Source organism: Microbacterium sp. IO18 (assembly GCF_049099505.1).
GTDB lineage: Bacteria > Actinomycetota > Actinomycetes > Actinomycetales > Microbacteriaceae > Microbacterium > Microbacterium aurugineum.
Genome location: NZ_JBMJAF010000002.1, coordinates 149,578 through 162,411 on the forward strand (window position 1 = coordinate 149,578; position 12,834 = coordinate 162,411).

Sequence of the window (12,834 nt, forward strand, 5' to 3'; positions counted from 1 at the left end):
CCCCGCCGTCAGTAGTCTTCTCTGGTGCCATCACTCGGAGAGATCGTCGCCCCACGTCGCATGGGTCGGGATTTCCGCTGGCTGCTCGCGTCGTCGTGGACCAGCAACGTCGGTGACGGAGTGGCTCTCGCCGCCGCGCCCCTGCTGATCGCATCCATGACGTCATCGCCCATGCTGGTGGCGACGGGGGCGATCCTGCAGTTCCTCCCGTGGTTGCTCTTCGGCCTGCACGCGGGGGCGATCGCCGACCGCTTCGACCGTCGCCGACTGGTCATGCTCGCGAACGCCGCACGCGCGGTGGTCCTCGTCGCGCTGTGCATGTTCCTCGTCACGGGCGCCGCGAACATCTGGATCGTGCTCGCCGTCGCCTTCCTCTACGGCACCGCCGAGGTGTTCGTCGACACGACGGGGAGCACCCTCCTGCCGATGCTCGTGAAGCCCGCCGACCTCGGCATCGGCAATGCCCGCCTGCAGGCCGGCTATCTGGTCGCGAATCAGTTCGCCGGTCCCCCGCTGGGCGCGTTCCTGTTCGCCGCGGGCATGGCCTGGCCGTTCCTGCTCGAAGCGGTGTGCGTGGCACTCGCGGTCGTCCTCATCTCCCGCATGGCGAAAACGCCCGTGCCGCCCCGAGCCGCCGAGGCCCACTCGCCCGTGCACACCGACATCGCCGAGGGGCTGCGGTGGCTGTGGCGCAATCCTCCGGTGCGGATGCTCGTGCTGATCATCCTCGTCTTCAACATCACGTGGGCAGCTCCCTGGGGTGTGCTCGTGCTCTACGCGACGGAACACCTGCAGATGGGCGCCGTCGGGTACGGGGCACTCACGACCGCATCGGCGGCAGGCGGGATCCTCGCGACCCTCAGCTTCGGGTGGCTCGAACGGCACGTGTCCTTCGCCACCCTGATGCGCATCGTGCTCTCGCTCGAAGTGCTCATGCATCTGTCGTTTGCGCTGACCACCACCGGCTGGGTCGCGCTGATCATCATGTTCTTCTTCGGCGCGTACGCGTTCGTGTGGGCGACGATCTCGACCACCGTCCGGCAGCGGCTGGTCCCCGCTGAGCTTCAGGGTCGCGTGGCCTCCGTGAACATGGTCGGAGTCTTCGGCGGCATGATCGTCGGGCAGGCGCTCGGCGGCGTGATCGCCCAGGTCTGGGGCCTGACCGCCCCGTGGTGGTTCGCGTTCGGCGGCGCGGCACTCACACTGCTGCTGGTGTGGAAGCCGATCTCACACATCGTGAGCGCGAAGCCGGTTGCCGATCCCGATCCGATCGACGCCGCCTGATCCTTCCGCCCCTCGCCGACCGGGCATCCGCTGCGCACTTGTCGGGAGGATGGGCGCTTGTCGGGAGGAATCGCCCTTTTGCTCCGACATATGCGCAAACTCCCGACACGTGTACTGCGAAGCCGGTGGAACAGCTTCAGACGAACGAACCGTAGATCCTGAGCGTGTTCTCGGCGAGCTGGGCACACAGCTCATCCACCTCCACACCGAGCTCGGCCGCCATGAAACGCACCGTGATCGGGACGAGGTAGGGCGCGTTCGGTCGGCCCCGCAGTGGCACGGGGGTCAGGAACGGCGCATCCGTCTCGACCAGGAGGCGATCGAGCGGCGTGACCTTCAGCGCGTCGCGCAGGTTCTGGGCGTTCTTGAACGTGACGTTGCCCGCGAACGACAGGTGGTAGCCGGCGTCCGCGCAAATGCGCGCCATCGCGTCATCTCCCGAGAAGCAGTGGAAGACCGTCCGCTCCGGAGCACCGACACGGGCGAGGGTCTCCAGCACCGCGTCGTGCGCATCCCGATCGTGGATCTGCATGGCGATGCCGTGCTTCTTCGCGAGATCGATGTGCGCCTCGAACGACTCGAACTGCGGAGCCCGTCGCTCCGGCTCCGTGCGGAAGAAATCGAGCCCGGTCTCGCCGATCGCGCGGGTGCGCGGATGCGCGGCGAGCTCGTCGATCACCGCGATCGCCTCGTCGAGACGCCCCTCCTCCGCATACGTCGGCGCGTCGTTCGGATGGATCGCGACCGCAGCCAGGACTCGCGGATCGGTGGCCGCGGCCTCGACCGCCCACCGCGAGGACTCGATGTCGCCGGAGGCCTGCACGACACCGGCGATGCCCACCGCCGCCGCCCGATCGAGCTGCTCGGTCAGCGACAGCGGTTCGTCGCCGTCCACGATCTCCAGGTGCGCATGGTTGTCGTACACCGGAACCGTCAGCGGCTCGGGGGCGGCCGGGTACTTCAGATCCTTGCGTCCGTCGCCCGAGCGCTCGCGCACATAGGTGTCCGCCATCTCGTCCGACCGGCTCAGGCCGTGGACTCCACCCGCGGGAACAGCGGTGCGAGGCCGTTGACGCTGGTACCGGGGCGCAGCACACCCCAGGCTCCGGCCTCGCGGATCGGCTGGTCCTGCAGACGGCCCAAGGTCTCCGCAGCGCCGAGCGCGATCCAGAGCTTCTCGGTCGACTGCGGCATCACGGGCGACAGCAGCACGGCGAGTGCGCGCAGCCCCTCAGCGCAGGTGTAGAGCACCGTGCCCAGACGCGCGCGCTGGTCCTCGTCGCGGGCCAGCGCCCACGGCTCGTTCTCGGTGATGTAGCCGTTGAGGGCGTCGACGATCGTCCAGATCGCGGCGATGGCCTCGTCGATGCGGAACTGCGTGACCGCCGCATCCGCGTTCGCCGCCGCCTCCGCGACGATCTTCTGGATGGCGAGGTCCTTCTCGGTGTACTCGGCCGCCGGCGGCACGATGCCCTCGAAGTACTTCTCGATCATCGCCGTCGTGCGCGAAGCCAGGTTGCCGAAGCCGTTGGCGAGCTCAGCCTGATAGCGCGCGGACAGGTCTTCCCACGAGAAGGACCCGTCCTGTCCGAAGGCGATGGCGGAGAGGAAGTAGAAGCGGTAGGCGTCGGACCCGAAGACATCGGTGATCTCGGTCGGCGCGATGCCGGTCAGCTTCGACTTCGACATCTTCTCGCCGCCGACCAGCAGCCAGCCGTGCGCGAAGACGCCCTGCGGCACCTCGAGGCCGGCCGCCATCAGCAGAGCCGGCCAGATGACGGCGTGGAAGCGCAGGATGTCCTTGCCGACCACGTGGTAGGCGGGCCAGCGACGCTCGAAGGTCTCTTCATCGGAGCCGTAGCCGACGGCCGTGGCGTAGTTCAGGAGCGCATCGACCCACACGTAGATGACGTGCGACTCGTCCCACGGGAGCGGGATGCCCCAGTCGAAGGTCGACCGCGAGATCGACAGGTCTTTGAGGCCCTGGCTCACGAACGACACCACCTCGTTGCGCGCCGAGTCGGGGCGCACGAAGTCGGGTCGCGTCTTGTAGAGCTCGAGCAGCCGGTCCTGGAACTCGCTGAGCTTGAAGAAGTAGTTCTTCTCCTGCAGCAGCTCCAGCGGCTTCGAGTGGATGGCGCACACCTTCAGGCCCTCGAAGGGACCGGTGCCGTCGACGATCTCCGACTCGGGCTTGAACTCCTCGCAGCCCACGCAGTAGAGCGCCTCGTACTCGCCCGCATAGATGTAGCCGCGGTCGCACAGGCGCTGGAAGAACGTCTGCACGTTCGTCTCGTGGCGCTCCTGGGTGGTGCGGATGAAGTCGTCGTTGGCGACGTCGAGCGTGGTCAGCAGCGGGAACCAGCTCTCGCTGACGAGCTTGTCGACCCACTCCTGCGGCGTGACGTTGTTCGCCGCGGCCGCCCGCAGCATCTTCTGGCCGTGCTCGTCGGTGCCCGTGAGCATCCAGGTGTCGTCGCCCGCCTGGCGGTGCCACCGTGCGAGCGTGTCGACGGCCACCGTCGTGTACCCGTGGCCGATGTGGGGCACGTCGGACGGGTAGTAGATGGGTGTGGTGATGTAGAACGATTCGCCTGCGGGCATGGAGCAATTCTAGGTGGGATGCGGGGCGTGGTTACGCCGTGTGGGCGGCGGTCGCATCCCGCGCTCAGGCCACCGAGACGTCGATGCGATGCCAACCCTGTGCGCCGTCGGGGGCGGGAGCCGCAGGATCGGATGTCTGCGTCTCGCCGTCGACGTTGAGCGCCCGGCACTCGATGGTGTGCGTGCCGCTCTCCGCGACCCAGTCGAGGCTCCACTGCACCCACGTGTCGGTGGAGATCGCGGTCGCGAGCTCGGCCGCGCGCCACGGCCCGTCGTCGATACGCACCTCCACTCCCGCGATGCCGACGTGCTGCTGCCAGGCCATCCCCGCGATGACCGCATCCCCCGCGGTGACCTGCTGCCCGCGGCGAGGGACGTCGATGCGCGACTGCAGCTTGATGGGTCCGCGCTCGGACCATCCGCGTGTCGTCCAATAGGCGGTGGCGCGGTCGAACCGCGTCACCTCCAGTTGCGTGACCCACTTCGTGGCGGACACGTAGCCGTACAGCCCCGGCACCACCATCCGCACCGGGAAGCCGTGTTCGATCGGCAGGGGCTCGCCGTTCATCCCGATCGCGAGCAGCGCATCGCGGTCGTCGGTGAGGGCCTCGATCGGTGTGGACGCCGTGAACCCGTCGGCCGAGGTCGAGAGCACCATGTCGGCATCGGCATCGACGCCCGCGCGCGCGAGCAGATCCCGCACGGGGAGCCCGAGCCAGCGCGCGTTGCCGATCAGGGATCCGCCGACCTCGTTCGACACGCACGCGAGCGTGACGTCGGACTCCTGCATCGGCATCGCGAGCAACTCGTCCCAGGTGATCTCCATCTCGCGCTCGACCATCCCGTGGATGCGCAACGACCAGTCGGCCGGGTCCACCCGCGGCACGATGAGCGCGGTGTCGATGCGGTAGAAGTCCGCATTCGGAGTGACGACAGGGGCGAGGCCGGGTATCCCCAGCTCGGCACCGGCGGGAACCGCCGCTGCTGCGCGTGCCGCCGAGGGCAGCCGCAGCGCGTCGCGGACCGCTTCGATCGATCGGCTCGCGCCGCGCGCGACGTTGCCGACGATGAGCGCGACGGCACCCGCTGCGGCGACACCCGCGGTCCACAGCAGGAATCGCCTCCGGTCCTCGTCGTCGGGTCCGAGCCCTGCGACCGGACGCAGTCGGGCGATCAGGAGGCGCAGGACGACCACGGCGACGAGACCGGCGACCAGCCCGGGCAGCCAGGCGAACGGCCCCGCGCCGGGGCGAACCATCGCCGCGACGACGGCGAGAGCACCGAGCGCCCCCAGGATCACGGCACCGACACCGGACCGTCGTCGCTCCAGGATTCCCGCGACAGCGGCGACGACCACGAGCACCACGGCGATGCCCACGATCAGGGCCGCCTTGTCACCGGTGCCGAACAGCGCGATGGCGGTGTCCTTCGCCCAGCTCGGAGCGAGGTCGATGAGCCCGCTGCCGATCACGGCGAACGGGCTCGCGCTCGGCTCCACCACCGCGGCGACGAGTTCCGCCAGGCCGACGGCGAGGAACGATGCGCTCAACCCCGCTGCGGCGGCGCGGAACGTGTCCTCCCTCGTCGCACGTGTCGGGTTCGTCATGACCTGAGGGTAACGCGGCGGACGTTCCCGGATTCCCCGCAATTCTTACGAACCGCAGTCGTGGCGATCTCAGGCACCGGCCCCGGAGCGGGCGGCGAGGGCGGCCTGGTAGAGGTCGCGGGAGGAGAGACCGGTCAGCGCGGCGACCTCGGAGGACGCGTCCTTCAAGCGGACGCCTTCCGCGACCAGCCTCTGCACCTGCGCCAGAGCATCTTCCGGGGAGGCATCCCGGCGCGCGGCTCCTTCGACGACGACGACGATCTCGCCCTTCACGCCGTTCTCGGCCCACTCCTGGAGCTCGGCCGCGGTGCCACGGCGGACCTCCTCGTACAGCTTCGTGAGCTCACGGCACACCGCGATCCGCCGCTCGTCGCCGAACGCAGCGCCCATGTCGGCGAGAGCGCTCGCGAGCCGGGCCGGAGACTCGAAGAAGACCATGGTGCGCGGCTCGGCGGCCAGGGCGCGGAGGCTCGATCGCCGCTCCCCCGGCTTGCGCGGGAGGAACCCCTCGAACGTGAAGCGGTCGGTCGGAAGTCCCGAGATCGCGAGCGCCATCAGCACGGCGCTCGGACCGGGGATCGCGGTGACGGTGACCCCCTGCGCCACGGCCTCGGCCACCAGCCCGTAGCCGGGGTCGCTGACGGTCGGCATTCCTGCGTCGCTCATCACCACGATGTCGGTCTCCGCCGCGAGCGCAGCCAGTTCGGCGGCCTTCTGCTTCTCGTTGTGGTCGTGCAGTGCGATCAGACGAGGACGGTTGTCGATCTGCAGTGCCTTGAGCAGACGCTGCGTGGTGCGGGTGTCTTCCGCGACGACGACCTCCGTGTTCTCCAGCACCTCCACGAGGCGTCGCGACGCGTCGCCCAGGTTTCCGATCGGGGTGGCGGCGAGGATGATCACCCGCCCAGCTTAGGCGCGCCGGATGCAGCTCCCCCGGAAGGGGCGTTGTCTAGGCTGGAGCGGTGACCGCGCCCGACCCGCTCCTGCCCGCCCCCGAGGCGCGGCTGACGCACTACGGACGGTTGCGGGACCGGCTGCTGCAGGACCCGGACTGGGGCCGCGCGATCCGGTGGCTCGCGCCGCTGGTGATCACCGCAGTGGCCGCGGTGCTGCGCCTGGTCGGCGTGTCCCACCCGCATGAGCTCGCCTTCGATGAGACCTACTACGTCAAGGACGCCTGGTCCCTGTGGACGCTCGGCTACGAGGGCACCTGGGGTGGCGAGGCGAACGAGGCGTTCGCGACCGGGCAGAGCCTCCCGCTCTCGGATGCGGGCTCGTTCATCGTGCATCCCCCGCTCGGCAAGTGGCTCATCGCGCTGGGCATGGCGATCGGCGGGCCCGAGAACAGCGGCGGATGGCGTCTGGCCACCGCGATCCTCGGAGCGGGCTCGGTCCTCCTGGTGTATCTGATCGCCCGGCGTCTGAGCGGCTCGGTGGTCGTGGCATCCGTCGCCGGAACGCTGCTGGCGATCGACGGCCTGAGCATCGTGATGAGCCGGATCGCGCTGCTCGACGGCATCCTGACGTTCTTCGTCCTGCTCGGCGTGCTGTTCGTCCTCATCGATCGGCAGCGCACGATCCCGCAGCTCGAGCGACGCGATCCCGAGGCGCCCGACCCGTTCTGGGGGCCGGTGCTGTGGCGCCGGCCGTGGCTGATCGCCGCCGGTGCCGCCCTGGGTGCGGCTTCTGCCGTGAAGTGGTCGGGCTTGTACGTCCTCGCCGGTTTCGGCCTCTACGTCGTGGTGACCGACGCGTTGGCGAGGCGTCGGGCCGGCGTGGTGCTGTGGCCGACCGCCGCCGCGTTCCGGCAGGGGCCGGTCTCGTTCGTCCTGTTCGTCTTCCCCGCGCTGGCCGTGTACCTGGTCAGCTGGACGGGGTGGCTCCTGACCTCGGGGGGCTACGACCGGCAGAGCGACCCGAACCCGCTGCTCGCGCTGTGGAAGTACCACGAGTCGATGCTCGGCTTCCACGTCGGCCTGAGCCGCGGACACCCCTACGCGAGTCCCGCCTGGGAGTGGCCGTTCCTGCTGCGCCCGACGGCGGTCTGGGTGGATTCCGATCCCACCGGCTGCGGCACGGACCACTGCATCGGCGTGATCTCCGCCGTGCCGAATCCGCTCATCTGGTACGGCGGGGTGGCGGCAGCGGTGTACCTGCTCTACCGGCTGGTGCGGAGCTGGATCGCCCGGCAGCCGATCGCGCCCGCACTGACCGTCCCCCTGGTCGGCCTGGCGGTCACCTACCTCCCGTGGCTGATGTTCCCCGAGCGCACGATCTTCCAGTTCTACACGGTGGTGATGATGCCGTTCCTCGTGCTCGCGCTCACCATGACGCTGCGGATCATCGCCGGACGACGCGAAGACCCCTTGTACCGTCGGCAGTCCGGCGAGCGCACGGTGCTGATCTTCCTCGCGTTCGTCGTTCTCGTGTCGGTGTTCTTCCTGCCGCTGTGGACCGGGATGAGCGTGCCGTACCAGTTCTGGCTGCTGCACAACTGGCTGCCCGGCTGGGTGTGAGCACCGCGCCGTCGAGCCACCGAATCACCGGGCGCTAGGCTCGCCGCATGGGCAGCCCCTCCGGATTCGAGTTCGCGGTGCGCGGTGACGACGTCGTCATCCGCCATCGCGGCGTCACCGCGACCGTGCTGCGCGGCGCACGGGCCCAGGAGTTCCTCGCGCAGGCCGCGAGCGGCGACGCGCAGCTGCTGATGGCGCGCGTGACCGGGAACTACCGCCACGGCAACGAGCGCACCGCCCGCCGGCATCCGCGCAACCAGAACTGACCGTCACCGCCCGATCGACACCTCGGCCGGGTCACTCACGGGCAACCGGCACACGAACGCGCGGCAGTCATAGGCGCGTTCCGCCACCGCGTCCTTGCCCTCGAACAGGGTGAATCCGGCATCCGTGAACGCCCGCGCCTGATCGGGCGTGACCACGGCGACGACTTCGGCATCCGCACCCCTGCCCGCGAGGCCGAGCGCACTGTCGCGCGCTCCGGTGACCACGACGAGTTGGCGCGGCGGGATCGCGAGGCCCGCAGCCACCCGCAGCAGGGTGCCGTGGGCGAAGGGCTGCTCCAGCGCCCGCGCGGCCAGCATGCTCACCGTCGACACGGCAGCGGCGCGATACCGGTCCCCCGCTCCCAGCCACCAGGCGGTCAGTGCGGCGCCGGCCACGGCCGCGGCATCCGAGGGCAGGTCGCCGTCGGTCTGGTCGGGCGAGGTCGCGATCCCTTGGGCCGACAGCAACGGATCCTCACCCGCTGTGCCCTCCAGTGCGTCGTCGAGGATCCCGCGGGCCGCCACCGCCCAGGTCGCCTCGCCGGTGGCCAGGGCCAGAGCGAACAGACCGTCGGCGAGAAGGCCACGATCTGCCGCGGTCGCGACCGCGGCAGAGGCCCGCCCCTCGAAGGACGCGCGCACGAGAGCGCCGTCGGCATCGCGGTTGACCCGCAGCACCTCGTCCGCGGCGGACGCGGCGGCATCGATCCAGCTCCGCTCCCCGAAGGTCGCCCCGGCCCGGGCGAGCGCGCCGATCGCGAGGCCGTTCCACCCGGTGATCACCTTGCCGTCGACAGCCGGCGGCGCAAGGCCCGCACGTTCGGACAGCGCACGCCGGTAGTACCCGCCCTCGCTGCGAACGCCCTCGAGCCACGACTCCGAATCCTGGGCGGCACCGAACCCGCCGCCGTCACGCTGCAGGGTCCCGGTCAGGAATGACACGATCCCGCGGACGACGCCCTCCTCCCCCGCGTCGCGTGCGAGGTCGAGCAGCTGCGCGTTGTCGGTCAGCATCCGCTCGTAGTGCGGCACCGTCCAGTCGCGCTGGGTGGCGTAGCGGAAGAACCCGCCGTCGGCATCGTGCAGGTCCGATCGGCTCATCGCGGCGAGCGCGCGTCCTGCTGACGCCCCCGCCTCCGGAGCACCCTCCCGCACGAGCGGATGCTGCAGGAATCGCAACGTGGTAGCGACGGGGAACTTCGGGGCGCCGCCGAAGCCGCCGAACTGCTGATCCTCCCGCTGGGCGATCGACTCCGCAGCCGTCGCGATCGCGACCACGTCCGGGAGTTCGGAGGGCGTGGCCTCCGCCGCACGGGTGAGCGCATCGGTCACGGCATCCGCCGACTCCTCTGCCTGCACCCGCCGCAGTGTCCACGCCTCCCCGACCGCGGCGAGGACGTCACGGAACGCCGGCATCGGCGGCCGAGCCTCCGGCGGCCAGTAGGTGCCGGCGAAGAAGGCGCGCCCGCGCGGGGTGGCGAAGACCGTGAGCGGCCAACCGAGGTTCTGGGTGAACGCCGAAGCCGCCGCCATGTAGGCACCGTCGACCTGCGGATGCTCCTCGCGATCGACCTTGACCGCGACGAAGCCCTCGTTGATCCGCGCGGCGGTCTCCGGGTCGGCGAACGATTCGCGTGCCATCACGTGACACCAGTGACAGGTCGAGTAGCCGATCGAGATCAACAGCGGCACATCGCGTCGCCTCGCCTCCGCGAACGCTTCCTCGCCCCACGGATACCAGTCGACGGGGTTGTCGGCATGCGCACGGAGGTACGGACTGAGGGTGTCGGCGAGCCGGTTGGTCATGCCTTCACGCTACGCCGCGCGACGGTGACGCGGTCAGCCGACCAGCAGCTCCACCGGACGGGAGGCCGCGTAGCCGACCAGAGGCAGGGCACGATCCGCGGCCAGTGCGATGCGGGCGCGCAGCACGTCGGAAGCGATCTCGTAGCCGTCGAAGTCCGTGTTGCTCGCGTACACCCCGAGTGGAAGGGTGAGCGCCTGGAAGAACGCGAACAACGGCCGCAGCTGGTGCTCGATGATCAGGGCGTGCTTCTCTCCGCCGCCGGTCGCCGCGAGCAGCACGGGCTTTCCCACGAGGTCGTATTGGCCGACGAAGTCGAACAGGTGCTTGAAGAGCCCGGTGAACGAGGCTCGGTAGACGGGGCTGCCCACGATGAGCAGGTCGGCGGATTCGATCGCCTGCAACTGCGCTTCGACCTCCGGCGCCAGCTGGTCACGGTGCAGCGCACCCGCCAGCCCGGGGCCGATCTGCGTCAGCTCGATGAGCTGCGCCTCGACGTCGGCGCGCTCGGCGACGGCGGCCGTGATCGCGCGGACCAGGGCGGTGGTCTTGCTGGGCTCGTGCAGGGATCCCGACACGGCGACGACGCGGAACGGAGCTGTCATGCCTCGACGGTACTCACGACGACGCCCCCTGTCGCGCACGGCGACACGGGGCGTCATCTGGGCCCGAGAGCCCCGGTATCACGGGGTCAGTTGACCTCGTCCGGGTGCGACCCCACGCGGCCCGAGCCGTCGAGAGGGTCGAGGGCGTCGATCGCCGCGACCTCGGCGTCGGTCAGTTCGAAGCCGAACACGTCGAGGTTCTCGCGCAGACGTTCGGCGCGCACCGACTTCGGGAACACGATGATGCCCTTCTGCAGGTGCCAGCGCAGCACGGCCTGTGCCGGGGTGACACCGTGCGCCGTCGCGGCATCCGCGACCGCGGGCGTCCCGAACAGGTCGTACTTGCCCTGCCCGAGCGGACCCCATGCCTCGATGCGCACGCCGTTGGCGTCGGCCCAGGCGACCACGTCGCGCTGCTGGTAGGCCGGGTGCAGCTCGATCTGGTTCACCGCGGGGACCACGCCCGTCTCCTTCAGCGTGCGCTCCAGGTGGGGCACGAGGAAGTTCGAGACGCCGATGCTGCGGGTGAGGCCTGCGTCGCGCAGCTCGACCAGCTTCGCGAACGCGTGCACGTAGTCGTCCTTGGCCGGTGTGGGCCAGTGCACGAGGTACAGATCGACCTTCTCCAGACCGAGCTTCTCGAGACTCTCGGCGATGGCCGCGCGCGGCTCCTCGTCGTGGTGGCGGTCGTTCCAGAGCTTGGTCGTGATGAACAGGTCGTCGCGTGCGATGCCCGAGGAAGCGATGGCGGCGCCCACGCCCTCTTCATTGCCGTAGATCGCCGCGGTGTCGATGTGGCGGTAGCCGATTTCGAGCGCCTCGCTCACCGCACGCTCGGTGTCTGCCGGCGGCACCTTGAAGACGCCGTAGCCGAGTTGCGGGATGGAGTTGCCGTCGTTCAGTTCGAGTGCAGGAATGCTCATCGCCCCAGCCTAGGACCGGTGTGGGACAGCCGCCATCGCCGCGGCGCCGCGCCCGACCAGGCGTTCCAGCGGACCGCGCCCGAAGAACATCGACCAGAGCGTCGTGAGCACCAGCAGCCCCAGCGTGGTCGCCGCCCAGAAATCGTTGCTCGAGAAGAACCCACCGGGTCCGCTCACCAGGACGATCGAGAGCACATGCACGCTGTATGCCGTCAACGGCATGGATCCGAGTGCTCCCAACGGCAGCAGCACCCCCCGCAAGGGTCGACTCGCCAGCAGACACAGCGCGATCACGACGAGTGCGAAGCCCCCGGAGCCGAGGACCTCGGCCGTTCCCCCGCTGTGCGGATCGACCGAGAAGACGGCCAGGAGCACCGCTCCCCCGGGATCCGCTTCGGCGAGCGCCTGCGGGTACTCCGCCCACCCGGACGAGCTCCCCTCGAACGACGAGCTCCCCTCGAACGACGAGCTCCCGCTGAACGACGAGCTCCCGCTGACGGCGCCGGTGATCCCCGCGGCCTGTCCGAGGGCACCGAGGCCGTACCCGGCGACCGCCAATACGAAACCGACGATCAGCGCGACCACGGCGGTGCGCACCTGCTCCACGTGCATCCGCCCCAGGGCCATACCGCCGAGGACGAGCGCCAGCCAGACCGTGATCGGATAGGTGCCGTACAGGACGAAGCCGATGCCCGACCCGAAGGGGTGCAGCATCACCGCGTTCAGGAACGCGAGCAGCGCCGGCCCGAGGAGCGCGAGCACGGCCGCTCCGGTCAGCAACTGCCAGGGCCGCCAGCGCAGGAACGGGATCACCGCGACGTACAGGAGCCCGTAAAGGGTGAGGATGATCGCGATCGGGGTGTTCAGCATCTCCAACGCCAGGCCGATCACGAAGATCACCGCACCCCGGCCGATGAGATTCAGACGGATGCCGGGGATGCGCTCGCGCTCAGGCAGCGTGCTGCGCCCGGTCATCAGCGCGATCGAGACTCCGGCGAGCACCGCGAACAGGATCGACGAACGCCCGTTCACCAGAGAGGTCCACGTCGACGGTTCGAACCAGTCGAAAGACTCGGTCTCGCCGATGTGCGCTCCGACCATGCCGAGGATGGCCAGGGCCCGGGCGACATCGAGGCCGAGGATGCGCGGAGGTCGCCCGAATTCGCGGAACCACCGGACGGGAGGCAGTGCGTTGATCACCCGTTGATCGTAGGGGGCCGAACCCG

General features: G+C 69.8%; 11 protein-coding genes. 3 read left to right on the forward strand and 8 right to left on the reverse strand.

What is annotated here, in order from left to right:
* Positions 1 to 24: 24 nt before the first annotated feature.
* Positions 25 to 1,284, forward strand: a complete 1,260-nt coding sequence (locus ACLF6J_RS12340; RefSeq protein WP_244093479.1) for an MFS transporter — start codon at positions 25 to 27, stop codon at positions 1,282 to 1,284.
* 136 nt (positions 1,285 to 1,420) lie between these two features.
* Here ACLF6J_RS12340 and ACLF6J_RS12345 read toward each other — a convergent pair whose 3' ends face one another.
* From ACLF6J_RS12345 to rsmI, 4 genes are all read right to left on the reverse strand, one after another.
* Positions 1,421 to 2,296, reverse strand: coding sequence for a TatD family hydrolase (locus tag ACLF6J_RS12345; protein WP_134351806.1), 876 nt, complete (start codon positions 2,294 to 2,296; stop codon positions 1,421 to 1,423).
* A gap of 14 nt (positions 2,297 to 2,310) precedes the next feature.
* Complete coding sequence (metG, locus tag ACLF6J_RS12350) at positions 2,311 to 3,888, reverse strand: methionine--tRNA ligase (RefSeq protein ID WP_134351808.1); 1,578 nt, start codon at positions 3,886 to 3,888, stop codon at positions 2,311 to 2,313.
* A gap of 64 nt (positions 3,889 to 3,952) precedes the next feature.
* A complete protein-coding gene (locus ACLF6J_RS12355) occupies positions 3,953 to 5,494 on the reverse strand; it encodes a molybdopterin-dependent oxidoreductase (protein ID WP_134351810.1) in 1,542 nt (513 codons plus the stop codon).
* 69 nt (positions 5,495 to 5,563) lie between these two features.
* Positions 5,564 to 6,394, reverse strand: a complete 831-nt coding sequence (rsmI, locus tag ACLF6J_RS12360; protein ID WP_134351812.1) for a 16S rRNA (cytidine(1402)-2'-O)-methyltransferase — start codon at positions 6,392 to 6,394, stop codon at positions 5,564 to 5,566.
* Between the two features lie 62 nt (positions 6,395 to 6,456).
* On the opposite strand from rsmI, the gene ACLF6J_RS12365 reads away from it, so the two are divergent.
* Positions 6,457 to 8,010, forward strand: a complete 1,554-nt coding sequence (locus ACLF6J_RS12365) for a dolichyl-phosphate-mannose--protein mannosyltransferase (protein WP_134351814.1) — start codon at positions 6,457 to 6,459, stop codon at positions 8,008 to 8,010.
* A 47-nt stretch (positions 8,011 to 8,057) separates the two neighbouring features.
* Positions 8,058 to 8,276 carry a hypothetical protein gene (locus ACLF6J_RS12370; RefSeq protein WP_134351816.1) on the forward strand — a complete coding sequence of 73 codons (219 nt, stop codon included), beginning with the start codon at positions 8,058 to 8,060 and terminating at the stop codon, positions 8,274 to 8,276.
* Between the two features lie 3 nt (positions 8,277 to 8,279).
* Here ACLF6J_RS12370 and ACLF6J_RS12375 read toward each other — a convergent pair whose 3' ends face one another.
* The 4 genes from ACLF6J_RS12375 to ACLF6J_RS12390 all read right to left on the reverse strand — a co-directional run bounded on the left by ACLF6J_RS12375 (position 8,280) and on the right by ACLF6J_RS12390 (position 12,808).
* A complete protein-coding gene (locus ACLF6J_RS12375) occupies positions 8,280 to 10,082 on the reverse strand; it encodes a thioredoxin domain-containing protein (RefSeq protein ID WP_134351818.1) in 1,803 nt (600 codons plus the stop codon).
* A gap of 33 nt (positions 10,083 to 10,115) precedes the next feature.
* Positions 10,116 to 10,685: an FMN reductase gene (gene msuE / locus ACLF6J_RS12380; protein WP_131491558.1), complete on the reverse strand. Its 570-nt coding sequence runs from the start codon at positions 10,683 to 10,685 to the stop codon at positions 10,116 to 10,118.
* Positions 10,686 to 10,771: 86 nt separating this feature from the next.
* Entirely contained in the window at positions 10,772 to 11,608 is an 837-nt protein-coding gene (locus ACLF6J_RS12385) for an aldo/keto reductase (RefSeq protein ID WP_134351820.1), read from the reverse strand.
* 9 nt (positions 11,609 to 11,617) lie between these two features.
* Positions 11,618 to 12,808, reverse strand: coding sequence for a heparan-alpha-glucosaminide N-acetyltransferase domain-containing protein (locus ACLF6J_RS12390; RefSeq protein WP_244093480.1), 1,191 nt, complete (start codon positions 12,806 to 12,808; stop codon positions 11,618 to 11,620).
* Positions 12,809 to 12,834 lie beyond the last annotated feature (26 nt).